The organism is Aequorivita sp. Q41 (genome assembly GCF_039831855.1).
Classification (GTDB): Bacteria; Bacteroidota; Bacteroidia; order Flavobacteriales; family Flavobacteriaceae; genus Aequorivita.
Map to the genome: position 1 here is coordinate 16,165 of NZ_JBDPMS010000004.1, position 24,727 is coordinate 40,891.

Annotated in this window: 21 protein-coding genes; 1 reads left to right on the top strand and 20 read right to left on the bottom strand. The window is 32.1% G+C overall.

Annotated elements, in window-relative coordinates:
* Positions 1 to 81 precede the first annotated feature (81 nt).
* Positions 82 to 1,086, top strand: coding sequence for a lipoate--protein ligase (locus ABJ955_RS12645; protein ID WP_347374997.1), 1,005 nt, complete (start codon positions 82 to 84; stop codon positions 1,084 to 1,086).
* On the opposite strand, the gene ABJ955_RS12650 is transcribed toward ABJ955_RS12645, so the two are convergent.
* The 20 genes from ABJ955_RS12650 to ABJ955_RS12745 all read right to left on the bottom strand — a co-directional run bounded on the left by ABJ955_RS12650 (position 1,083) and on the right by ABJ955_RS12745 (position 24,711).
* The gene (locus ABJ955_RS12650) at positions 1,083 to 2,408 is read right to left on the bottom strand and encodes a capsule assembly Wzi family protein (protein WP_347374998.1); all 1,326 of its coding nucleotides are present in this window, start codon (positions 2,406 to 2,408) and stop codon (positions 1,083 to 1,085) included. The two genes, ABJ955_RS12645 and ABJ955_RS12650, sit on opposite strands and share 4 nt — an antisense overlap.
* 21 nt (positions 2,409 to 2,429) lie before the next feature.
* Positions 2,430 to 4,802, bottom strand: a complete 2,373-nt coding sequence (locus ABJ955_RS12655; protein WP_347374999.1) for a polysaccharide biosynthesis tyrosine autokinase — start codon at positions 4,800 to 4,802, stop codon at positions 2,430 to 2,432.
* Between the two features lie 150 nt (positions 4,803 to 4,952).
* The gene (locus tag ABJ955_RS12660; RefSeq protein WP_347375000.1) at positions 4,953 to 5,618 is read right to left on the bottom strand and encodes a polysaccharide biosynthesis/export family protein; all 666 of its coding nucleotides are present in this window, start codon (positions 5,616 to 5,618) and stop codon (positions 4,953 to 4,955) included.
* Between the two features lie 265 nt (positions 5,619 to 5,883).
* Positions 5,884 to 7,836: a nucleoside-diphosphate sugar epimerase/dehydratase gene (locus ABJ955_RS12665; RefSeq protein ID WP_347375001.1), complete on the bottom strand. Its 1,953-nt coding sequence runs from the start codon at positions 7,834 to 7,836 to the stop codon at positions 5,884 to 5,886.
* 3 nt (positions 7,837 to 7,839) lie between these two features.
* The gene (locus ABJ955_RS12670) at positions 7,840 to 8,976 is read right to left on the bottom strand and encodes an aminotransferase class I/II-fold pyridoxal phosphate-dependent enzyme (RefSeq protein ID WP_347375002.1); all 1,137 of its coding nucleotides are present in this window, start codon (positions 8,974 to 8,976) and stop codon (positions 7,840 to 7,842) included.
* Positions 8,977 to 9,309: 333 nt separating this feature from the next.
* Positions 9,310 to 9,852 carry a sugar transferase gene (locus ABJ955_RS12675; RefSeq protein WP_347375086.1) on the bottom strand — a complete coding sequence of 181 codons (543 nt, stop codon included), beginning with the start codon at positions 9,850 to 9,852 and terminating at the stop codon, positions 9,310 to 9,312.
* Positions 9,853 to 10,105: 253 nt separating this feature from the next.
* Positions 10,106 to 11,143 carry a GNAT family N-acetyltransferase gene (locus ABJ955_RS12680; protein WP_347375003.1) on the bottom strand — a complete coding sequence of 346 codons (1,038 nt, stop codon included), beginning with the start codon at positions 11,141 to 11,143 and terminating at the stop codon, positions 10,106 to 10,108.
* Positions 11,130 to 12,176 carry a hypothetical protein gene (locus ABJ955_RS12685; protein ID WP_347375004.1) on the bottom strand — a complete coding sequence of 349 codons (1,047 nt, stop codon included), beginning with the start codon at positions 12,174 to 12,176 and terminating at the stop codon, positions 11,130 to 11,132. The genes ABJ955_RS12680 and ABJ955_RS12685 overlap by 14 nt, the downstream gene beginning before the upstream one ends.
* Before the next feature lie 33 nt (positions 12,177 to 12,209).
* Entirely contained in the window at positions 12,210 to 12,737 is a 528-nt protein-coding gene (locus tag ABJ955_RS12690; RefSeq protein WP_347375005.1) for a GNAT family protein, read from the bottom strand.
* A gap of 53 nt (positions 12,738 to 12,790) precedes the next feature.
* A complete protein-coding gene (locus ABJ955_RS12695; protein ID WP_347375087.1) occupies positions 12,791 to 13,402 on the bottom strand; it encodes a sugar transferase in 612 nt (203 codons plus the stop codon).
* A 68-nt stretch (positions 13,403 to 13,470) separates the two neighbouring features.
* Complete coding sequence (locus ABJ955_RS12700; protein WP_347375006.1) at positions 13,471 to 14,634, bottom strand: glycosyltransferase family 4 protein; 1,164 nt, start codon at positions 14,632 to 14,634, stop codon at positions 13,471 to 13,473.
* Between the two features lie 91 nt (positions 14,635 to 14,725).
* Positions 14,726 to 15,484, bottom strand: coding sequence for a hypothetical protein (locus ABJ955_RS12705; RefSeq protein ID WP_347375007.1), 759 nt, complete (start codon positions 15,482 to 15,484; stop codon positions 14,726 to 14,728).
* Entirely contained in the window at positions 15,481 to 16,560 is a 1,080-nt protein-coding gene (locus ABJ955_RS12710) for a glycosyltransferase (protein WP_347375008.1), read from the bottom strand. Before ABJ955_RS12710 ends, ABJ955_RS12705 begins: the two co-directional genes overlap by 4 nt.
* A gap of 64 nt (positions 16,561 to 16,624) precedes the next feature.
* Positions 16,625 to 17,830: an O-antigen ligase family protein gene (locus ABJ955_RS12715; protein ID WP_347375009.1), complete on the bottom strand. Its 1,206-nt coding sequence runs from the start codon at positions 17,828 to 17,830 to the stop codon at positions 16,625 to 16,627.
* Between the two features lie 25 nt (positions 17,831 to 17,855).
* Complete coding sequence (locus ABJ955_RS12720) at positions 17,856 to 18,998, bottom strand: glycosyltransferase (RefSeq protein WP_347375010.1); 1,143 nt, start codon at positions 18,996 to 18,998, stop codon at positions 17,856 to 17,858.
* 22 nt (positions 18,999 to 19,020) lie between these two features.
* On the bottom strand, positions 19,021 to 20,490 hold the full coding sequence (locus ABJ955_RS12725) for a lipopolysaccharide biosynthesis protein (RefSeq protein WP_347375011.1): 1,470 nt from the start codon (positions 20,488 to 20,490) through the stop codon (positions 19,021 to 19,023).
* A complete protein-coding gene (locus ABJ955_RS12730) occupies positions 20,487 to 21,341 on the bottom strand; it encodes a sulfotransferase (protein WP_347375012.1) in 855 nt (284 codons plus the stop codon). The genes ABJ955_RS12725 and ABJ955_RS12730 overlap by 4 nt, the downstream gene beginning before the upstream one ends.
* 23 nt (positions 21,342 to 21,364) lie before the next feature.
* Positions 21,365 to 22,198 carry a sulfotransferase gene (locus tag ABJ955_RS12735; protein ID WP_347375013.1) on the bottom strand — a complete coding sequence of 278 codons (834 nt, stop codon included), beginning with the start codon at positions 22,196 to 22,198 and terminating at the stop codon, positions 21,365 to 21,367.
* 96 nt (positions 22,199 to 22,294) lie between these two features.
* On the bottom strand, positions 22,295 to 23,302 hold the full coding sequence (locus ABJ955_RS12740; RefSeq protein WP_347375014.1) for an NAD-dependent epimerase/dehydratase family protein: 1,008 nt from the start codon (positions 23,300 to 23,302) through the stop codon (positions 22,295 to 22,297).
* Between the two features lie 5 nt (positions 23,303 to 23,307).
* A complete protein-coding gene (locus ABJ955_RS12745; RefSeq protein WP_347375015.1) occupies positions 23,308 to 24,711 on the bottom strand; it encodes a nucleotide sugar dehydrogenase in 1,404 nt (467 codons plus the stop codon).
* Between the last annotated feature and the right edge of the window lie 16 nt (positions 24,712 to 24,727).

The window sequence follows — 24,727 nt, forward strand, 5'->3', positions numbered from 1 at the left end:
TGTTAAATCATTATAGCGAATTTTCATAAGCTGAAAATAAAACCTCATTTTAGTTACCTTTGTTTTGAAATAAAGAAAAATATGATTTTTATAGAAAATAACGGTGTTACCAACCCTAAATTGAACCTTGCACTTGAAGAATATGCGCTACGAAATTTTAGCTCTGAAACTGATTATTTACTGTTTTATATAAATGAGCCGTCCATTATTATTGGTCGAAATCAAAATACGTTAGAGGAAATAAACCATGAATATATTGAAAAAAATAACATTCATGTGGTTAGGCGAATTTCGGGCGGTGGTGCAGTGTATCATGATTTTGGAAATCTTAATTTTAGTTTTATTACAAATCACGATGTGAAAAGTTTAAGCAATTTTCAAAAGTTTACTGCGCCTGTAATAAAAGTGCTTCAAAATTTTGGACTTGATGCGGAGTTAAAAGGCAGAAATGATATTCAAGTTGCAGAAAAAAAGATATCTGGGACCGCTCAGTTTTCTACGGGAAAACGAATGGTAAGCCATGGCACCTTGCTTTTCAATACTAATTTAGGCGAAGTTGTAAACGCCTTAAATGTTAAAATGAGTAAGATTGAATCTAAGGGTCATAAATCGGTGCGTAGTCGGGTGGCAAATATTTCAGAGTTTTTAAACAATCCAATGGAAATTGAAAGCTTTAGGCAGCTTTTGCTGGAAGGTTTGTATGAAGAAAGTGAACCTTTTGAAAGCTATCATTTAACAGCTGATGAGTGGAAAAAAGTTCATGAATTAAAAGAAGAAAAATATGATACTTGGGATTGGAACTATGGTCGATCCCCTAAATTCAACATACAACGAAGCAAACGTTTTACTATTGGTGAAATAGATTTACGAATTTTCGTAGAAAAAGGACATATAAAAGATTTTAAAATATTTGGAGATTTCTTTGGGAAAGAACCCGTAGAAAAGCTTGAAAAGCTCTTGATAAACACACGTTATGAAAAAGAATCTATTTCTGAAATCTTAAAAAATATAAATACCAACGAGTATTTTGGAGATATCTCGAAACCTGAGTTTATTGAGTTAATCTATGGTGCTGACGAAGTTTAAAAGCTATAGGAATATTGAATTCCGCCGCCAATAAGCGTTTTCGATACATTTGAAACATCCACCCCCCCCAGTATGGTAAAAGTTCCTAGTTTTTCAACTTTATAAGAAAGTGATCCGTAAGTATACCAATATTTCCATTCCGGCTTGAACGGCCTAGTATAGGTTCCAAAATATTTGGCTAGTGTACTCTTAAATTTCCATTGAAATTTTTTAAACCCACCAGCTATCCCAAGATGATGTGTTTTAGAGCGATTGCTTAAAAAGCGTGATGAATTTACATCTAAAGGAAGTGTTTTATTATAAAGGATAAATGGGCTTCCAATTATGTTTTTTTCATAGGTCCACCCACTTCTATATATTGCGTTGCGGAAGTAATGATCTCTACCGCTAATGGAAACCCCACTTTGATCCATAGTATCAATATATTCATATAAAATACTGGAAATAATTTTTTGATTTTTGGGCATAAAGAAAGCGCCCCAAACGCCATCTGGAAAATTAGCCAAACGGGTTCCAGAACCATCCTCAAAAGGATGCTCATGATAGACGGAAAATTGCCCCCAACGATTTTTATATTCATAATTAAGCATATAGGAACCTAAATGGTTGCCTATTGCGTTTTGGATTTCCCCTTGCAGACCAATCTCTTTATATTTGGATGCAAAGAAAATTTTAAAAAAATCATTGAAGCCATCCTTCAGTTTACCGTATTCTGGGGAGGTACCTCCCCACTGAACATAATGTTGGATTTTAGCTGTTAACTTATGTTTTTCATTAAATGTAGCTATAAAAGCTAACTTTTTATGATGTAAATTAGGGCTTTTTACATATCTCTTATCATTTAACACGTAATGCGCTATTGCCCAATCTACAGCAAACGTATTCGATATCTTAATAGGGTTATTAGCTTCCAAAATAATTCCAGGCAGGGGTCTTGCATTGCCTGATAAAAGAAAATTTTGGTTTGTTGCGGAAAGCCCATCCAAAACTTCAGCTTCCTTTTTAGATCCTACGGTTGCAAAAAGCCAAGGGTTTTCAAATTGAATATATAAATCCCTACGTTGCACGGCATCTTCAACCCCATCCCTACCATATATTGCTGTGCCAGCAATAATATTGAATGAGGAAAATTTCAATTTTGTTGTTATCTCCCCGGTTATGGAAGCATTTGTTAATTCGGCAATTGAAAAATTGGAATTTGTATAAAACCAAAAAGGAATTTCATTCTCAGACGATACAATTGCTGTTGCAGCTATTTTTCCATTTAAAGTAAATTGCTGTGAAAAAACCATCATGGAAGAAAGCAAGATGATTAATTGCAAAAACTTCATTTAGAGCGTTAATTAATTTAAATTAAAAAAACGCTTAAAGAAAGATTTTTTCTCTTTGCCGTAAGTATAACCATATTTATTACCATAACCGAAATTAGCCATGCTTACGTTGTTGAGGACGAAGGCAACATTTTTAAGTTTTTTAGTCTTTTCTTGTTCTAATGGGAAGTCTAGGAGCCTTTTTTCTGTATATCCTGCCCTTAGGGTATATAGAGTAATATCTGCATATTGGTTGATAAGGAGCGTATCTGTTACCAACATGGATGGGGCAGTATCTACCACAACATAATCAAATTGACTGGAAAGCTCGCTAAAAAGCTCACCGGCTCTTTTTTGTAACCATAACTCAGCGGGGTTTGGAGGAATGGTCCCACTCATCATTAACCAAAGGTTATCTTGCGATTTTGAGTGTTGCAAATACTCTTTTGCTGTAGAGTCTTTATACACCAAATACTCCACTACTCCATCGTTTATATATTCGTGATGAATATAACGTTGTAGCTGTGGATTACGGATATCTGCACCAACTAGTACTACTTTAGCACCACTGTTTGCCAAGGTAATGGCTAGGTTTGATGAAACAAAGGTCTTCCCTTCTCCTTTAACTGTGGAAGTAACAAAAATTACTTTGCCCCTCTCGGTTTCCTCTTGTTTGTTTAGAACTAGATATTGTAAATTGGTACGCAGAATTCTAAAAGACTCTGCTAAAACAGAATAATCGTTAACTTGTATTAGCTCATTCTCTTTTTTTCCAATTTCAGGCACTTCACCAACGATAGGAATATCTCCACCATTACGTTCTACGTATGCGCGATTTCTAATTTTATTATCTAGCAGCTGCTGGATATAAATAATGAGAAATGGAATTAAGAGCCCTAATATAAAAGCTCCCAACATAATTATCTGTTTTTTGGGAGACACTGGTTCAGATGAGCTATAAGCCCTATCTACAATCTTCGCTTTTGGAGTGGTAACGGCAAGTGAGATAGCTGTTTCTTCACGTTTTTGCAATAAGTAGAGATATAGTGTCTCTTTTATCTCTTGCTGTCGACTAATACTTCTAAATTGTTTCTCTTTGGCAGGAATTGCTGATATTTCACCACCTATTTTGGCACCTTGCTGGTTGAGACGACCACGTTGTACCTGCAAGCCGTTTTTTACATTAGAAAGACTTTGTTTTATATTTTCACGCAAGCCTGCAATTTGATCTTCAAGGCCTATAACCAAGGGGTTTTTTGGTGTACTGCTTTGTAAAAGTTTATTGCGTTCAAGTACTAATTGATTAAATTGGTTAATCTCGTCAGCAAAACCCTCCTTTTCAACACCCAGGTTTGCTGGTAGTAAATCGTCTGGATTACCATTATGGATATACTCCTGCATGATATTAATCAGCGCAATTTGAGTTTCAACTTCCAGTTGGTTTTTGCTAAACTCACTTGCATTCTCCAAAAACAACTGCCCTTCTGCGGCAATGTCTGTCAAACGATTTTGCTGTTTAAACTCTACCTTCCCAGTTTCTACACTATCTAATTCGCTAGTAATGATTTCTAAACGGCTTTGAATAAAGTTGGCCGTATTAAGAGAAATCATATTTTTATCGTTTATAGCATCCTCATTATACTGTTTAATCAATTCATCTAAAATAGCTTTGGCCTTATCAGGGACTGGAGATACTAATTCCAAGCCAATAACACTACTATTTTGGCTCACTTGGGTAGCTGATATATTGTTACGAAGGTTACTTACAACTACTTCTTTGTTATTAATACTAACGCGAAGCTCATTATTTTCAGATTGCCTGTTTAAAACTTCCAAATTAGGCGAAACAATGATGGTACCCCAATCATACATCAATGGTTCTCCAAATTTATGTGTTTCCTTATCTTCCCCATCTATTTTAATAGAAAAGGAAGTATTATTGAGGGGCGCTATATGTAAAAAGCCTATTGGAGCTTCTTTATTTTCAGGATTAGGAAGTACTTTTACATTAAAAGGACGATTATAAAAAACTTCTGCATCGCGTACATTACCTTCCTTAAAATAACTCACCTGAAGATTAAGCTCATCTACTACTTTTTCGGTAAGAGATTTAGAGTTTAGGATTACGAGTTCATTGTCAAAATCGGAATTCGAAAGGCCTGAAAGTCCCATATCTTGAAAAGCGGAAAGTTCAGAAAAAGAGTTGCTTTTTTCGTCTTTAATTAAAATAGTTGCGGTTACCTTGTAGGAAGGAACGGTGTAGCGCAGGTAAATATAAGCACTCAGCAAGGCTATAAAGACTGCAATTATAAACCACGGCCAATAACGCAAGTAGGATTCTAGCTGCTCACGAAGGGTTAGTTCTTGGTCTTCGGCTTGATTCTGATTATTTGGTATGTCTTGCATGCTTTTTTCGGTTGATATTAGTCTGTAGCTGGGGGTTGGAAGTTTCTGGTTTTATAAACGTATTTTTTATTGAAACTTTTAATTCCTAATTTAAGCTTTAGGTGTATTGGTCAATTTTTAAGGCTCAATGCGTGATTGTAATTTTGATTACTACCTAAAGACAATTACTAATACGGATAATAGTAAGGAGGCAATACTTATATATATACTAGTATTTCTATTAAAGCTACTGCTCTGAATTTGGGCATTGTTTGGTTCTACGTATATTACATCATTTTGTTGAAGGTAATAAAAATCACTATTTAATACCGATGAGTCTCTAAAATCCAGGTATTTATATTGCTTACCATTACCATTATCACGGATTACGAGGACATTGTCTCTACGTCCAAAAATCGTCATATCGCCAGCCAGACCAAGCGCTTCTGGTATGGTGAGTCTTTCACCTTCAACATTGTATGTGCCAGGTCTCGCTACTTCACCAAGTATACTCACTTTAAAATTAACCACGCGTATAGTTACTATAGGATCTTTTACATATTCTGAAATACGATTTACCAAGAGCTCACTTAAGCCGCTTCTGGTAAGGCCTGCTACTTTGATTCTTCCTAAGACTGGAAAATCAATTGTACCGTCTTCGGCAGTAAGATAAGCCTGCTGTTGCGTGGTGCTAGATGAAATCCCAGAAAAATCTGTATTTGGGCGGGTTTCGCTTATTAAATTAAAAGGACGAACAGCACTAAGATCGTAGGCAGAAACAACGATGCTTATAAGGTCATTAGGTTGAATCTTAAAACTGTTTTGGATACTGTCCATCAACGGCTTTTGTTGCTCTAAATCCTGGAAGTAAACTAATTTTTCCCTAGAAACACAGGATACTCCCAAAATCATTACTAAAACTAATAGCAAAACTGTACCTAAAAATCTTTTCATTTATTTTTTTTTGCAAATATATACTTTTTCTTTTTTCGACTTGGCATTAAAGCTTAATGGATTTTATATCTGTAATTTAATAAATAGTTTATTTTCAGGTATAAAATCATCCATACTAAAGGGGATACAGAATTCTACGGGAGAAAACTTAATCCAAATCCATATAAACAGAGTTCTGGCTTAAATATTCAGGCACCAAGATCTTTAATCTTTTTATAAGGTTTTTCTTCTTCCCTACATTATTAGCTAAATAGCTCAACTCATCTAATGCATCTTTTACTTCCTGATAGTCATATTCCACTACACTACTAACCATTATTTTTGGGTGAAAAGTTGGAAGGGTGCATTCTCCGTCATTCAAGAGTTCTTCGTAAAGCTTCTCTCCTTCGCGAAGTCCTGTTATTTCAATAGGAATATCTACATAGGGTACTAGGCCACTTAATTTTATCATTCGTTCTGCCATGTCTAATATCCTAACGGGTTTACCCATATCGAAAACAAAAATTTCTCCTCCTCTACCCATAGTTCCTGCCTGTAAAACTAACTGACAAGCCTCTTGTATAGTCATAAAATATCGAATGATATCTTTATGTGTCACCGTAACAGGTCCGCCATTTTTAATTTGTTCTCTAAAAAATGGAATTACAGAACCATTACTTCCTAAAACATTCCCAAAGCGAGTAGTTATAAATTTTGTAGTTACATCGGGTTGCCGCTGTAGTGCTTGTACGTACATTTCGGCAGCGCGTTTAGACGCCCCCATTACATTACTAGGTCGAACGGCTTTATCTGTTGAAATCATTATAAAACGCTGGCAACGGTACTTATGAGCCAAATCTGCAAGAACACGGGTGCCTAAGGTGTTGGTACAAATACCTTCACGCGGATGTTTTTCAATCATTGGTACGTGCTTATATGCCGCAGCATGGAAAACCACATCAAAAAGGAATTTTTTAAATATCCCTTGCATTCGACCTTTCAAGGTGATATCTGCCAAATAACATTGGTATTTTAAATCTGGGAAATTCTTCTTTAGGAAGACATCAATATTATGTAAAGCACTCTCTGCATTATCTAGAACAATTAGTTTCTTAGGTTTAAATACTGCAATCTGTCTTACCAGTTCACTTCCAATACTTCCTGCACCTCCAGTTACTAATATTGTTTTGTTGTATAAATCTTCTGAAATTAATTTAATATCTGTTTCTATTACGTTTCGTTCCAAAAGGTCCTCGATTTGCATTGGAGTAATCCGTAACTGCATATCGCTTGGTTTTTTCCATTGCTCGGGTAACGAAATATTATAAACCCCTAAGCCATTAGCGAAACAACATTCTGCTATTGTATTTTTTTCTGGAATTGTAAAAAGATTACTTACTAATAATACCCCATCGGCACCTAATTCATTATTATAATTACATATTTCTTCAGGCAAACTACCTTGAACGCTTATTACCGGAAGCCCCATAAGTTTAAACTTACCACGTTTTTCAGTAGAGTTTAAGAATGCAATTGGACGGTATTGCGAGCTCGAATCTGACATTAAAGCTTGAGTCAGTGCAATTGTTTGATCATCCACCCCCAATACGATTACACGTTTCTTTAAATTGCCAGATGCCGCTTTACGAAAGAAACGATAAACTTCTTTCACCGTAATTCTAAAAGCAGTTAACAATGTAAATGAAAAGAAGGCATATAATAAAAGACTTGTAGAAAGGAAGATTCTATATCCTACAAACATTTCAAAAAGCCTATTTCCTGTAATGGTTATAAAAAGAACACAGGCAGTTGCTAAAGCCAATCTATATACATCTGTAAAAGTACTATGCCTAATAATTCCTGAATAAGAGCGGAATAACATAAAACAAACAAGATGAAGTGATAATAAAATAAATGCTTTTTGAGGAAATGATAAAACATCGTAAAACTTTAATGGAGTATCACGTAAAATAAGCAACGTAATCGTATAAGAAAAAAGGCAAATGCACAGATCAATCAAAACTACAATCCATCGGGGCAAGTAACTTTGTTCTAATACAAATCGTCTAAAATGACTGTAAAGAACAATCAGTTTCTTCGGAATTTTATTTTTTCTATTCATACCTTAAGCATTAAGATAATTTACAACTATAGTCTGAATACGTGTGCGATCGCTATCGGTTAAATTACTTCCTGAAGGAAGGCAAAGTCCATTTTTAAATAACGACTCACTAGTACCATCTCCATAAAAAAGAGCATCCTTAAAAATAGGCTGTAAGTGCATTGGTTTCCACAAGGGTCTAGATTCAATATTATCAGCTAGGAAAGCTTCACGTAGCCCATCTGAATTTTTAGTTGTATTGTTTTCAGTGAATTTTATACAACTTAACCAATGATTACTATAAAAATCTGTTGAGGGTTCATCAAAAACTTGAATTAAACTTTCAGATGCAAAAAGTTTTTGATAAAATTGATTCATGTTACGGCGTAAATTTACATGTGTATCGAGCACTTCCATTTGCCCCCTACCAATACCAGCACAAACATTACTCAGTCTATAATTATAGCCTATCTGACTATGCTGATAATGCGGTGCTTCATCGCGCGCTTGCGTAGCCAAAAATATAGCTTTAGTTTTATGCTCCTGCTTTCTAGATACCAAAGCACCACCACCCGATGTAGTTATAATTTTATTACCATTAAATGAAAGAATAGAAATTGCTCCAAAAGTGCCACACTTTTGATTTTTGTAACTACTTCCTAATGCTTCTGCGCTATCTTCAATAACTGGAATGTCATATTTTTTTGAAATTGCTTCGATAGCTTCCACTTGATACGGCATTCCATATAAGTGAACGGCTACAATTGCTTTTGGCTTTTTTCCTTTTGCTAATCTATCTTTTATAGCAGCTTCCAAATGGTTCGGACATAAATTCCATGTTTCTGGTTCACTGTCAACAAATATTGGCGTAGCGCCCATATACAAGATAGGATTTGCAGAAGCAGAAAACGTTAAGCTTTGACATAAAACTTCGTCTCCTCGTTCCACATTCAATAAAATTAAAGCTAAATGAATAGCTGCAGTACCAGAACTTAACGCAGCTACATAACTCCCTGAAGACAAATAGTTTTCCAAACTTTCTTCAAAAGAAGATACATTTGGTCCCAAAGGTGCAATCCAATTGGTTTTAAAAGCTTCTCCTACATACTTCTCTTCAGTACCCCCCATATGAGGTGATGATAAATAAATTTTTTCTTTCATGAGTTAAATGGTATGCATAGAACCATTTTTGAATTTAATTCAAATCTTAAAATTTATTTTGAATACTTACATACTTAACCCTTTTGGTATTTATTTGGAATTGACTTAAGTATATAAAATTTCAATACAAAAATAGTAAATGGGGAGTTGACAAAGTTAAAAAAATATCTCATTACTCATATCTTTTATGTAGGAAATTATTACGAAAAGTGCTTTTTTTATCGTTTATGTGAATTTATTTTCGATAAAGTGAAGATTAAGTAAGAATTCGTCAATATTTAAAAACCACCTAAAACTATGGAAATGTGAAGTTTAAAAACTTTAATTACACATTTATTTATTTCTAAAAAATGCAATTATAATTTTTAAATCTTCTAAAAAAGATCTTGTGTAATAATACTGAAGGTTCATTTTAATTTTATCAGGGAAAATAATTTCGTCATTATACTTAAGTGGATCTTCTTGCTGTAATAATACATATTCTTCATTAAAATATTTAAAAGCAGCCCTACTAAAAAGCCCCGGTTTTAATTCCAAAATTTTTCTAGACTCCCCTGCTAGCTTGTCGTAATATCCAGGAATATCTGGACGAAATCCCACAAAGCTCATTTTTCCTAAAAATATATTTACTAGTTGCGGTAATTCATCCAACTTAGATTTTCGTAAAAACTTTCCATAATGAGAGATTTTTTTAGAATGCAACCCTATAGTTCGAATTTTATAAATTTTAAATGGTTTTCCGTATTGACCAATACGAATTTGTGTAAATATTCCTCTACCTGTATCTAAAAAAGCAATTAAAATTAACAATAGCAATAGCCAACCTAGTAGGATTAGTAATAGCAATGAGAGTAGTATTTCTAATATTCTTTTGATGGGGGATAATTTTTAGTGTTTATAAATTTCGTACACTGATATGTAATTCTTTAGCTTATGATAAAGCTGAAGAATTTAAGTACTCTCCTGTCTTCAGATATCTCAATTTTTAATCCGGGCTTCAATACTACTTATAGATACTATAGCTATTGGCATGTGCTATAAATATCGTTAATGGGTTGATTGTAATAATTATAACAAAACACAACTACAATACCACGTTTAATAATCTCTATTGCCTTACTGTGCTTTTTTAAGTAGAGAGACGATATAAAGGAAAAAAGCCACTGTCCGAATCATTCAACGCTTTTTTTATCACCAATTCTTGATATTTTTCTTTATCTACAACCATTTTCCATACTGAAAATTGATGGAAATTTTTCGAAAAAGCTGTTTTAAACCTAAAAAGCGAATCTGTATCTTCTCCTCCAACACCACCTCCCAGGTGTAAATATTTTAGACCTAATGAAGTACCCAATAGACGAGCTTCATCCAAAATTAATTTCATTGGAGCTTTTTGAATGAATTCTTGCTTTGTACCTGCTAAGTGGTATTGCATAATACCACCTACTATAGTAAAGATGGCTCCAGCAACAATTACTCCTTCGAATTTTGCTAAGAGAAGTTTGCTTTCAAAGTCTTTATTCTTTAGAAAGGAGTGAAAGTATTCATTACTAAAATAATACCCCTCAGAAGCTTCTAATTTATCCATTGTGGAATTATAAATTTCAATAAAAGCATCTATTTCAAATTTATCCTTAGGCTCCTCAACAGTATAACCAAAGCGTCTTAACTGGTTCAATTCAGATTTTAACGATTTTCTATAAATGCGACGTTGTTCATCAACAGGAATAGTTAAATCTATGGAAACGGTTTTGTTTAATTCAACCAAATCACCAAAGTCAATAAATATATTTTTTTGAGCAATTAAAGGGTGTAACCGTGAAAAGACGGAGATAATATTTTCTTGCTTAAAATAATTAAGCACCTCATTTTTAAAAAAAGTTAGAAAATCAAAATCAATAGCTTCTATGGGTTTATTAGCGATAGGGCCGCAATATCCATAAACCGAAGTTGCATCTAAATATTCAGAATCTTGGATATTTCGAATAATTAAAGGTAAGCTTATAAAATCTTCACCACTACTAACCAATAACATAATCGGAGTCCCATCCTTTTCTAGGCTATGGTAGAATTCAGTATGGTAAAAGTCAAATTCATGACTTTTTTTTAGGGTATCATTCCATTCGTTGGAATTAGCTTTAATAACTTGAAAGTTATACTTTATCAAAATAGTGATTAATTATGTTGATAATTGTTGTTATATCTTCTTTATTATAACGAAAATCAACGTGAATAAATAAAATTGTTTGTTCAAATTGTTTATTGGCCGCTATAAATTGGTTAGGCCATAAAACAATGGGAAATATATTATGATTTATTAAATAACTTTTAAAAGAATCTCTTATTTCTGAATCATTAAATTTTAATGTTAACGCAAAATCGGTATTGTCTTTACTAGACATTAATTCAAAGGAATCATTTTGTTGAAGTAATGATTTTGCTAGGGACAAGTTTTTTTTCTTTGCGTCAAAAATTTCTTGTACTAAAAGGGAATTAAGATAATCTTTTGCACTATTTGGAAGAGAAGAATAAGCAAAATTATGAGTAAAATTTTCCTCCGTTGAAGCGTATAGTTTTCTAAAAAAATCTTTATTCGCAAATGTCCCTTTTAAAAATTGATTTTTTAAATACATCGCAGAAAACCTAGCCATTGTCTCAGAATCTGCCTGCAAATTAGAGGGAGCTATCGCTACTGGTTTACTATTTCCAAAATAACAAAACCCACCTACTGGAATTGGTAAGGCTTTCCTTAATGATCCAAAACAATAGTCTGCTTTACTTTTTTTAAAAAATTCGATATTGTGTGTAAAATCTTCAATAATAATTGAATTTTTTAATTGGGAATAATCTATTTTATCTACTCCAAAATAATCCACTATTAAAACTGCAGTTTGTGCACTATCTTCCCAATTTTCTATGTTAAACTCAATTTCTTTAAATGGAGTAATTTCATAATATTCAATTGTTATGGAAAGGGGCTTGATGAAATTTATTACTTCATGACAATAATATGAAGGAATTGCGAGGGTATGCCATCCATTATTCTTTATTCCTGTTTCCAAAATAGCATATAGGGCTGCCCTTCCAGAATAGTATAAATTTAAATCATTCTCCGCAAAAAATGAATTAATAGTATTTACAGCCCTCCATTTTTCTGAATCAATATAATGAAAATCGGAACCATATTCTTTAATTTTCATACAGCTATATTTATTTATTTTGATTTGAAAACGTTACTCGGGATTTTGGATATAATCTTCTTTCAAAATATACATTAGGCATTGATTGTGAAATTTTCCAGCTTTAAATAGACTTTGAGGTAAAATACCAATTTTTTTAAACCCCAATTTTTCCCCTAATTTGATAGATGCAGTATGTTCTTCCAACCAAAAAGCCCAAAATAAATTAACGTTTAATTCTTCAAAAACAAACTTTAACATCAATGTTGCTGCTTCTGTAGCAATTCCTTTTCCCCAATAATTTTTATTGCCGATTAATAATCCACCCCAAACAGCTTTTCTATTTTGATGATCAATATCATTAATACTCAAATATCCAATCATTTCCTGGGTTTCATTTAGACATATAGCCAAATAATAATCTTTCGTATTAAATATTTTATTTTCTGTCCACTTATCTACATAATCTTTTGAAGCAAAATAAGAATTCCCACCAGTTAGTGACAAAACTTCTTGGTCGCATAACCAAGGATAAATGATTTCACTATCTGTTTTATTGAACGCTCTAAGAAATACTCTCATAATATTATTTTAATTAAAGTTTAATTAATTTTAAAAAACGCTGAGATTGAACTTTAAAATTCATTAAATTTTAAATCATCAACATCTTTAATATCCTGTCCATTTATCATCCCATCAGATTTAAAAACTTTCTTGATAGTCATAACAAATATCTTAACATCAAGTTTAAAAGACAAATTATCAACATACCAAACATCATATTCAAACCGCTTGCTAAATTTTGCAATATTTCTTCCATTTACTTGTGCCCACCCAGTAATCCCTGGTTTTACATTATGCCGTCTACTTTGAAACTCAGAATAAAGGGGGAGATAATGAACTAATAATGGTCTTGGTCCAATTAGACTCATATCTCCTTTTAACACATTCAGCAATTGAGGAATTTCGTCAAGTGATGTTTTACGAACCAAAGCACCAATGGGAGTTAGTCTTTCAGCATCCGAAAGCAAATTTCCGTGCACATCTTTCTTATCGTTCATCGATTTGAACTTGATAATTTTAAATATTTTTCCTTTTTTACCAGGGCGTTCTTGAAAAAAGAAAGGTTTTCCTTGATTTGACAAGGCAAGGCTTATCATCACAATTATAAAGATAGGAGATACTATAATTAAGCCCAGAAGAGAGCAAGAAAAATCGAAAAAGGGTTTAATTATCTTTTGGTAAATCAAGGCTTTTGGTTTTATATACGAAAATAAGGATAAAGGTTGGCTTTACAAATTTAGAATATTTCAATTTAATTTTTCCGAAGAAAAGATTTATATTCTAATAATAACGCCTCCCAAATTTGTTGCCTTTGAAAGCGACTTGTTATTTGTACTCTAGCATTATTTTTTAATTCTCGATATAGGTTTGTGTCCTCCAGTATGGTGCGCATTGCTTCTTCTAATGCTTTAGTACTTTTGGAAGGTATAAGTATTCCATTTACATCAGGAATTATTATTTCGTTACATCCATTAATATCCGATACAATTGAGGGTAAGCCCATTGCTCCCGCCTGCATTACCACATTAGGAAAGCCTTCACGGTAACTAGGAAAGACCAAGGCATCTGCTATGGCAAAGTATGGCCGGACATCCCTTTGAAAACCGACAGAAACAATATTTGGGTTAGCCTGAATCGCTAGCAATGTTTCAGCTTTTAATGGGTCTAATTCAGTTTCAAATGGTCCTACTAATACTAATTTTGAGAGGTTTGAAGTAGGTCGTGAGTTTAAATTTTGAAATGCAGATATCAATTCATTGATACCTTTATCTCCTACAAGTCTACCTACAAAAACATATACAAAATCATCTTGTGAAATAGCAAGCTCTTGACGAAGAGAGTTTCTCATAGAAACAAAGGGCGTAGGATCAAAATATTGCGTATCAATCCCATTACTACTTCCTTCTCCAATTATTTTGAGTTTAGTTGGTTTGGCTAAATTCTCAGAAATTATAAAATCAAAAAGCCCTTTGGAATTTGGATAAACTTTCGTGGCATAGCTGTATGTAAGCTTTTCTATTAAGTTAAGCAGTACTCTCTTAGGGCCTGTCGCCTCCATAAGAGGCAAGCCAGCAACTGTATGCAGTCGATGTGGTACGTTAGCCATCCAAGCTGCCATCATCCCTACAATCCCAGCTTTAGGAGTGTGGGTATGAACAATGAAAGGTTTTTCCTTATTAAAAAATTTATAAAGTTTATAAACCGCTTTAAGGTCGGAAAGTGGCGTTATCTTCCGAGTCATTTCCACGTGATGGGTTGTATATCCTTTAGACTTCCCTAAAGCTGTTAAAGTATTGTTATCAGATGAAATAGCACAGACCTCAAAATAATTTTGCATATACTCAATCTGTCCTTCAAGAAGTATATCAAGAGAAGCAGGGACAGTGGTAATACGAATGAGTTTTTTTTTCTTCACAAAATTCTTATTAAATACAATAAATTAAACATTAAAATTATATTGATAATTTAAAGTGTATGGATCACTAAAAACCTTTTTTATATAAAATTTAATTAGCAGTCTTTATTTTAATATAAGCCCCTTGTTTTCTAAGTCGATTTCCAAGATAACCTCCTTTGATTAAGAATTCATTTCGTTTAATCTTATCATCAAGGTCAATAAAGTTAACTTCAATTTCTTTGGAAATTAATTGAATGGTCTTCAGCGGGTCAGCAATCAAGTCCTCATAACTAAGCTTGCAGTACTTATTTTTATTTTTTATATAATATAAACTCGTAAGTAAATCGATTAAAAACTTAGAAATAAGAGTTCTAAATGCAAAAACATAATTTTTTTTTATAGGTGCATTATTGGAGGTAAGAGATTTATTTGAGCCTTTTAATGCAGATAGCCATACTTTTTTATAAGATGCCTTTAGAAATATAATTCTGACATCAAAACCAGATTTAGCTAAATGATACGGTCTTAAAAAAGTATGCCAAGTTGTTTTTGAAGAATCTATAAAGTATTCTACTTCCTGCTTCTCTTTTATGTTCTTGAGAAAATGATTCCAAAAAGAACCATATTTCGAACTGTAATCATGGAATAGCTTATCGGACATTTCTATTTTCTTAATTTCAGAATCAGAAAGATTGAGTTCGGCACAGGTCCGAAAAAAAATATCGGCGTAAAAGGGATCGGTAACTTTAATTTTTTCATTAAATATATTACTTATTTCCCCTAAGGTAAATCCGTCTTTTGCGTTTGAAAGAATGATATCCAAAAGTGTTGAACCACTTCGCCCATAGCCTGCTATATATAGTATCATTTTTTCCAAAACTGTATTAAACTTTGTACTATCTCATCTGCATATATATACTTTCCAATAGCCAAAGGATCAAAACGCTGATATTCTATATGATTGAGAAGGGTATCTAAGTCCCCTTTTTCAGGGTCAAATAAAACACCACAATCATTTTCTTTAATAAACATATTGTCGGGACAATCAACCACTATAGCGTTTAACCCATACGCTAAATATTGTGCTATTTTTTGGGAATAAGAAGCTTTGCCAAATTCAGTCTGAACATAGGTTAAATCTATACCAAATTTATAATTTGGTAAAATTTTTATTATTTCATTATATGCTACTTTGCCATGAAAATTAATGTTTTCGTATTTCTTGGAATATTCAATAGTTAGATCTTCCAATTCACCAAACCCAAAAATATCTATACTTTTATTAGATTTAGAAAATGATTCCAATAAATAAGGTGTATTTCTAGCATTACTTAATCTTCCTATATAGATATAATCTTTTCTTTTAGATAGTTCTATCCTGTTTACCTCAATTTTTGGGGTGCCATTTTTAGCTATGTGAATATTATTTAGCTTATAATATTTTTGAACATACTGCTTAGTCATATACGAAGGAGTATCGCATCCATCTATCAAACTTTTTCTTACAAATAGCGATCTTATAACACCTACAATTTTTAGTTGTACGTTTTGTTTTTGAGAGGAGCTTAAGAAAGTTAAGTGTTTTAAAAACACTCTTTTCTTTAATATTTTCTTTACATAAAGAATATCTAATGGAAAAAATCCCAATCTAAATATAACTATAGCTATATCATTTTCTTTAACAATTCGTTTTATATCACCAATTTGTTGGTAAATATAATATAAGTACATAAAAGGATTTTTCTTACTTATAGTACAACTAGTACTATGTAGGTTTTTATAAGCAGTTGTATTTGATAATATAGTAGTATTGGCAGGTTTTGGTATCAATACATTAACCTCATTAGCTAGCAGTGTATTTACAAAATTTCTTTCATTAATTCCAGAACCATCGTCGATAGAAATATCTTGTCCTGGTATATATAATATTTGTTTGTTTTTCATAATTAGTAACGGAGCTTATATAAGCTTGTTGAGTTAATGATACGCTTATTGTTTTTATGTATGATTATATATTATTTAATTTTTTCCTAAAAGAACCACTACTATATTCAACAGCAGTAATGCAAGCAAGCATAAGCCAAATCACTTTTAAATCAATTGCCCCTCCAGATTTAAAAACAATTAATAATGCAGCAGCAAGAATCATCATATTCGTAGCGTCACCGTTTATTCTTAAATTAAACCAACTGTTTTTAAAAACTTTTGTATAGAAAATTAATAAAATAACCAATCCAATTGTACCACCAACAGCCCAAACAAATAAAAACAAATTATGGGAGTCTTTAGGCACACCATATATCTGAGCCATTTTAAAACCATAGCCTCCATGTCCTACTCCAAAAATTAGATTTTCTTGTATTATATTAAATACATCTTCCCATATTTCAATCCTACCTCCTGCTTCTCCGCTATTTAAACTACTTGCTAGTCTTTTCTGAAGAAGGTCAAAATTACTCATGAAATTATTGATAAGAACCCCAGAAACCACTCCTATTATTATAAATAAAATTTTCTGAAAAGCCTTGCTCTTTTTTAACATAAAAAAAACACCTAATCCTAAGAAAACAAGAATAAAAGAACCTCGCGATCCACTAAAACCAATAATTGATAAGAGACTGGGTATAGTTATTAATAACAAATACCTCAGTTTATTGCTATTTTTCCCTGAAAAAACAATCGAAAAAACTAATAAAACTGCAATAGCTGCTAAATCGCCAATTCTATTGGGATTCATTCCCATAAAATATATTCGAGTGTTATCTATATCATTAATAAGGTCTCCTTTATTATCTTCTATTCCTATTCCAAAAGAGAGTAATATTGAGATGAAAACAATTCCTGAAATAAAAGATAAAAAAACATAATTTCGAACTTTGGGATTATTCATTACATCATTAAACACTAGCCAAAATAGGATTATAACCTGTAAAACTCCCAGAAATAAAAATATGTCTTCACCAATCAAAGATGAACTTATTAAAGTAACAAAGGTTAACCAAAACCATAAAATTAAACTGCTATAAACCAATAGCTTATTTTGTTTGGTTATGGCAAAATTTCTTTTAATATCAAAAAAAGAGAAGAAAGCATATAACAGTCCTGCAAACTTTGTTATTGTAAAAATATTACGAAAACCAAAAGGATCCCAATATTCTATTCCCAATGAGAATACAAATAAGCAAAGACTAATAATCTTTATTTTATATGCCAAATTTTTCTTCATGATAAATCAATCATCAGATTTGTTTTTTTAAAAAATTTAAAATACCCGTTGCTCTAATTTCTAATGATGAGGATTTTGCAGTTTTTAATGCCGCTATTCTTTTTTTCTCTATTAATTTTTTATCAGTATATAATGTTTGAATAGCCTTTCTTATTTCCGTTATATTTTCAGGGTGGCATAGTATACCATTATCTTGACTTACTTGTTCGTTGATAGCTTCAATATTGGAGCTCACAATCGGCAACCCACAAGCCATAGCTTCTACCACCGCATTACAAGACCCTTCGTTTGTAGTAGGTAAAACAAAAACATCACTCGCACTCAAAAGCTCTCCTACTTGTTTATGGGTAACCTTTCCTTTAAATAATACTTTTTCTCCAATAGGTTCTTGTTTGCCACTTCCAATAAATACCGCTCCGATATCATCATTTAACCCATTGATTGCTTCCAATACACGTAATGGTCCTTTACGTTCTATAAAATGACCCGTAAAAGCGACAATAAACTTATCGTGTGGGAGCTTGTATTTTTTTCTCATTTCAAATTTATCCCGAGGATAAAAGACTTCATGATTTACCGTATTAGGAAATACTTGTATTTTATCATGTGGCACACACAATTCTTCTACACAATAGTTTTTATTCTTATGGGAAACACTTATAATACCTGAAAATTGATTAATAAGCTTTCGCATATTTTTTTTCCCAAAGATACTTTCATGTTTTTCCATAGATGATTCTCCTAAAGCGACAACGGCTGGGACATTAAAATGTTTTGCTGCCATAATCGCTGCGGGACCAGATCGGTATAAAAAATGCGAATAAATAATATCAGGTTTAAAATCTAAGTTTTTAAGTGTTTTATAAACTGCTTTTTTATGGGGAATTGTATTAAATCTTCCTAAGGAGTATTTTCCTATTCTAATTCGGTTTGGAAAATCAAAATATTTTGGGCGATAAACTGTTGCCGCTTCATAGCCGTATTCCTGATCACCTGGTTGCTTAACATATTCTTTATTTTTATCCCGCCAATTTTCAGGAGAAACTACTACAATTGTACACCCTAAGTTTGCTAATGATTGCATTAATCGATAAACAAAAATAGAACGACTATTATGGTGATTATTTGGATAACTACTAATTAGAAGAATCTTCATAGAACTAAATTAAACTCTTTACTTACAATTTCTTTATTTTTTTCTTTTTGAATGATATAACTAAATCATTGATAAACGTACCAAAAAACTTGGGTTTTGTAAGAACTAATCCTCCTACAGAGATAACCATTAAAATTGAAAAAACAGAAAAAGTTATTAAATAATTTATAGTAAAGTACTGAACAGTAAAATGATAAAGTAAAAGAAGTATTCCTACCAAAAAAGTCAGTCTTAATGATTCTCTTAACGATACATAAAAAATTTCTTTAAATGTCTTTTTAAAGATTTTTTTAATTAAGTGAATCATTAGAAGGTAATTAAAAATATAACTTCCAGTTACAGCAATGGCAGCCCCTATAATCCCATAGTAATATCCTAATATAAATGTAGACGATAATAATACTACAATATAAATACACTTTCTAACTACATTTTTATAAATTAAGCCTTTAGCTCTAATCGCAGAATCTGCCATTCGATTGGATATCGCAAATGGCAAAACTAAAAACATAATTTGCAAGGGAATTACGGCCTCTGTCCACTTGTCTCCCAACATAATATTAACAATTTCGTTACTAAAGTAAACAAGATAAAGGGTCAATGGAAATAAAATGGAGTTACTGATTCCTAACCCATAATAGAACACTTTAAAAAGCCTTTCTTTCTCATCTTGAATTTGAGACATAATAGGAAACATTACTTTATTTAATATATCTCCTAAATGCTTACTAGGTAAAGATTTAATCTGAGAACTTCTTTCAAAAACCCCTAATGTACTCACCGGAAGTGTTTTTGCTAAAAGTAAATTAACTCCTCCATTACTTAAATAAGTACTAAATTTTAATAAAATCATACCAGAACCAAATCCAAACAATTCTTTCCACTCTTTAAAATAAAAACCATATTTAATTTTAATAGGTGCAAAATAAAAATATCCTATTGTTTTTAATAGAGTAACGGTTAATGAAGCAAAAACCAAAGACCAAACACCATATCCATAAAACCCCATTATAACACCTATAGTATAACCGACAAATATTGAAATTAACGCAACTATTGATGTATAACGGAAGTTGAAGGTCTTATATAATAAGTTTAAAGACACACTACTAAGTGATAAGAAAATAAAACTTATAGCACTGACTCGTAAAAGATTAGGTAGTTGTGCATTGTTAAAAAAATGAGCAATCTGTTCTGCTCCAAGTAAAAAAGTTAGAAAAAATATGGAACCTAATAAAAAACCTCCTTGAAGTGCTGCATTTTTATGTTTATTTGTAATTCCTTGTTTTTGAATCAATGCCGCCCCCATTCCTCCGTCTGTAATAATACTACCTATATTCAATATTGCATTGACAATAGCCATCAAACCAAAATCAGCTTTATCGAGAAATCTTGCCATAAAGATTATATACAAAAACTGGCAAAGAATCATACCGCCAGTTTCGAGTGCACTCCATAAACCACCATTTTTAATTTGTTTAAAAACACTCATATCCTATCGAAAAAATTACCAACTATATGAAATAAAAAGTTCTTTTTTGATTCGATTACCCAAGAATCATCATATTGAATTTTTCTTTTTTTAGAACGGTTTGGTGTTCCGGCAATTGCATGTTCGTCTCTTTGTTCCATATACTCAGGAACTTTTATCTTTTCTAAATTAAATTTTTGAGTAATTTGATTTATAGTTTCTTGAGGATAACGAGCCAATTCTTCATATTTAATAAAAATTTTATCCTTATCATCAACGTGTTTTAAAACAGATTTTTGACGGAAAGTTTTTAATTTAGAAAGAATTAAAATTTTAAACTTATTGATTTTTTTCTTTTCTCGTTTAATCGACCATTTCAATTTTGATGATGTTACCGCTCGAATATCTCTTTTGATATATACAACTTTTATATCAAAATCTATTTGTTTATACAAAGCTAATAACTGCGACTCATCTTTAGAAGAGTCAACTATAATTTCACATTCATCTAAATCAAATACAGTTGTATAAACATCGTTTAATAATTTAACAATTTCTTTGTTTTTATTAAAATCAGTAATATTGACACGTGTATGAAAAGTATTAAATGTCTTTATAATTTTTGTGTCTGTAATTTTTGAGTGTCCTTTCTCTTTTAACAAATCAAGCACATTTTTCCAATATTCACAATCTTGAAAATCTTTTCCACATGAACACTTCCAGTTCGTTGACTCTCCAACAGACCATTTATTTAAGTAACTACCCAAATAACATAATTCACCAACAGACTTTATATGATTGGCAGAGGAAAAAATATTTTCAAGTAAAGTAGAGCCAGATCTAACATCAGACAGTATATAAAGAATCTTCATTTTTTTCATATTAAATAAAATAACTACCAATTAAAGTCTTTGCCTAATAATTCATATAATTCCTTATTAGACTCATTAAAATAGTTTTTTAAATAATTTTTCACTTCATCATTTACATTCTCAGCTTTATACTTACCTGTATTCTTAGGGGTTAAATTTTTAAATTCATATTGATCATCCACTTCCACAAAGCTCAAAATTTTCTTTAAAACTTCTTGGGGTTTCTGAAAAAATTGGTCACTTTCAAGAATGAGTATATTGCTTTTTGGGAAAAGCATAAAATATCTTTCAATTTGTTCTGCATACTTTCCTCTAGCTTTATATGAATATTTAATAAACTCTTTACTTTTATAGTCTTTAGACTCAAGTGCTGTTTTCATTCTTTCCTCCTCCATTTGCATTGCTTTCACAATAGGAGAATTATCCCATTCTTCTTTTTTATTTTCATGATGATACTGTGAGATTGCTCGCTCTACAGGATCTCTAAGCAGTATTATTATCTTTACATTAGGTAATAACTCTTTAATTCTTTTTGGAGCCAAAGGATTAAAAAGATATAACGGAGAAGCTTCAAAAGTTTTAATTTTCTTAGATTTTGGTTTTAATGGAAAATTAGATCTATACCATTTTTCACCTTTTTTATAAGTATCAACCTTAGGATTTAACCCTCCATCAAAATAATGAACCTCCTTTTTATAGGGTGAAACAATTTGAGGATGTTGAGATAGGTAATAAAATAAACTTGTCGTTCCTGCTTTTTGAGCTCCAACAATTAAAAAATCTGGAAGAGATCTTCTCTTCCATGTTAAAGACCTGTATTCTGAAATTATTTTTTTTATTATTTTTTTTAAAAACATTCGTTAAATGAATTAAGTTTGATTATAAATATTACTTTCAAGCTACCTCACAATTGTTTATACTTCAACTAAAATATAGTTTCAGTCAGGTTTTTTTTAATAAAACATTTTATACCAACTCACAAAACTACGTATTCCGTCTTGGATCGAAGTGGTTGGTTCGTAGTTGAAATCTTTTGACAATGCTGAAGTATCTGCCCAAGTTTGCATAACATCACCAGGTTGCATTGAAATCATATTTTTTTGAGCCACTTTACCAGTTTCTTTTTCTATAGCTTCTATAAAATCTAATAGTTTAACTGGTTTGCTGTTGCCTATATTATATATTGAATGGGTTGGTTTTTCGTCCCGTTTGGTAAGCATAGTAGCAACCACTCCGTTAATAATATCATCAATATAGGTGAAATCTCTTGACAGATTGCCCTCATTAAAAACCTTAATAGGTTTATCATTTAAAATAGCATCGGTAAATAGAAACATTGCCATATCTGGTCTTCCCCAAGGCCCATAAACTGTAAAAAAACGAAGGCCTATTGTTGCTATGCCAAACAAATGGCTATAGGTATACGCCATTAATTCATTACTTTTTTTTGTAGCCGCATACATGCTAATAGGATGATCTACATTATCTTCAACAGAAAACGGTATTTTATCGTTCATGCCATATACACTAGAACTACTGGCATAAACGAGTTTTTCAACCTTGGCGTGCCGAACGCATTCTAACAAGTTTACAAAACCTACTATATTACTTTCAACGTATTTCATTGGTTGCTCAATGCTGTAGCGAACACCAGCTTGGGCTGCAAGGTTACATACCATGCTGAATGTATTGTTTTCAAAAAGTAGAGGAAGATTGTTTTGATCTTCTAAATTCATCTGTATAAAAATGAACTGCTCATGGTGCAGTTCACTCACCACATTCTTATTGTATTTAATACGGCTTTCTGCAATCCCTAAATTTTTAAGACGAGCAAATTTTAAATTAGTATCATAATAATCATTAATATTATCTAATCCCACAACAGTATGCCCCAAAGAAAGTAGCTTCTCACATAAATGATAGCCTATAAACCCCGCCGCTCCTGTAACTAATATTTTCATACCAATTAATTATTATTTCCTATTCCTATTGCTGAATGTTGAAAGCCAATACTTGTCATCATATCACCGTCCAAAATCTTTCTCCCGTCAAAAACAAAAGCAGGCTTAACAGCAGCGTTATATATTTTTTGCCAATCGTATGCTTTAAATTCATCCCACTCTGTTAACACAGCAATGGCATGCGCATTATTACAAGCACTATAAGGATCCGTAACTACTTTTACTAATCTTCTATTTTCTGCTGAACTTCTGGTATTTAAATAATCTAAATCTGCATAAATTCTTTCTTCATCTACCTTAGGGTCGTATATAGTAATCTCTGCTTCTTCATTTAGCAAGGCATCAGCTACATAAATTGCAGCAGACTCACGAGTATCATTGGTGTCTTTCTTAAATGCCCAGCCTAAGAATGCTATCTTTTTTCCTGAGACGGTATTATATAGCTTAGTAACAATGTTTTCGGCAAATCTATTTTTTTGATGATCATTCATAATGATCACTTGTTCCCAATAATCAGCAACTTCATTCAAACCATACGATTTAGCGATATACACAAGATTTAATATATCTTTCTGAAAACATGAGCCTCCAAAACCTACTGAAGCTTTTAAGAATTTTGGTCCTATTCTACTATCCATTCCAATCGCTTTGCTAACCTCACTTACATCAGCTCCTGTTACCTCACATAACTCTGAAATAGCATTGATTGAAGAAACCCGTTGTGCAAGAAATGCATTTGCAACTAATTTTGAAAGTTCTGATGACCACACATTTGTTGTAAGGATTTGGTTTTGTGGAATCCACGAAGCATAAATTTGCACCAAGGCAGCTATTGTTTCTTTTCCTTCTTCACTTTCTTCTCCTCCAATTAAAACACGATCAGGATTTAATAAATCTTCAACCGCAGTACCTTCCGCTAAGAATTCTGGATTAGAAAGAATTTGGAATTTAACGCCATTACCTGTATTATCTAAAATATCCTTTATGGCCTGTGCTGTTCTAACAGGTAGTGTAGATTTTTCTACTACTATTTTATCTGAAGTGGCAACTTTTGCAATTTGTCTAGCAGATAATTCAATATATTTTAAATCTGCAGCCATTCCTTTTCCTTTTCCGTAGGTCTTGGTAGGAGTATTGACAGAGATAAATATCATTTCTGAATCTTCAATTGCTTTTTCTACTTCCGTACTAAAAAATAAATTGCGGCCTCTTGCTTCTTGAACGACTTCTTTTAAACCAGGTTCGTAAATTGGTAACTTAGTTAAATCTGGATCATTCCAGGCCGCAATCCGACTTTCATTAACATCAACTACCGTGACTTTTATATTTGGGTTTTTTAGTGCAAGTACTGACATTGTTGGTCCACCAACGTATCCAGCTCCAATACAACAAATATTTTTTATTTTCATTTTAAAAAAGTATAAA

Bases quoted from the DNA above. Each gene is read 5' to 3' on its own strand.
- ABJ955_RS12645 (WP_347374997.1), top strand. From the start codon at position 82: ATGATTTTTATAGAAAATAACGGTGTTACCAACCCTAAATTGAACCTT.
- ABJ955_RS12655 (WP_347374999.1), bottom strand. From the start codon at position 4,802: ATGCAAGACATACCAAATAATCAGAATCAAGCCGAAGACCAAGAACTA.
- ABJ955_RS12660 (WP_347375000.1), bottom strand. From the start codon at position 5,618: ATGGACAGTATCCAAAACAGTTTTAAGATTCAACCTAATGACCTTATA.
- ABJ955_RS12665 (WP_347375001.1), bottom strand. From the start codon at position 7,836: ATGAATAGAAAAAATAAAATTCCGAAGAAACTGATTGTTCTTTACAGT.
- ABJ955_RS12670 (WP_347375002.1), bottom strand. From the start codon at position 8,976: ATGAAAGAAAAAATTTATTTATCATCACCTCATATGGGGGGTACTGAA.
- ABJ955_RS12685 (WP_347375004.1), bottom strand. From the start codon at position 12,176: ATGAAAATTAAAGAATATGGTTCCGATTTTCATTATATTGATTCAGAA.
- ABJ955_RS12690 (WP_347375005.1), bottom strand. From the start codon at position 12,737: ATGAGAGTATTTCTTAGAGCGTTCAATAAAACAGATAGTGAAATCATT.
- ABJ955_RS12705 (WP_347375007.1), bottom strand. From the start codon at position 15,484: ATGATACTATATATAGCAGGCTATGGGCGAAGTGGTTCAACACTTTTG.
- ABJ955_RS12710 (WP_347375008.1), bottom strand. From the start codon at position 16,560: ATGAAAAACAAACAAATATTATATATACCAGGACAAGATATTTCTATC.
- ABJ955_RS12720 (WP_347375010.1), bottom strand. From the start codon at position 18,998: ATGAAGATTCTTCTAATTAGTAGTTATCCAAATAATCACCATAATAGT.
- ABJ955_RS12725 (WP_347375011.1), bottom strand. From the start codon at position 20,490: ATGAGTGTTTTTAAACAAATTAAAAATGGTGGTTTATGGAGTGCACTC.
- ABJ955_RS12730 (WP_347375012.1), bottom strand. From the start codon at position 21,341: ATGAAGATTCTTTATATACTGTCTGATGTTAGATCTGGCTCTACTTTA.
- ABJ955_RS12735 (WP_347375013.1), bottom strand. From the start codon at position 22,198: ATGTTTTTAAAAAAAATAATAAAAAAAATAATTTCAGAATACAGGTCT.
- ABJ955_RS12740 (WP_347375014.1), bottom strand. From the start codon at position 23,302: ATGAAAATATTAGTTACAGGAGCGGCGGGGTTTATAGGCTATCATTTA.
- ABJ955_RS12745 (WP_347375015.1), bottom strand. From the start codon at position 24,711: ATGAAAATAAAAAATATTTGTTGTATTGGAGCTGGATACGTTGGTGGA.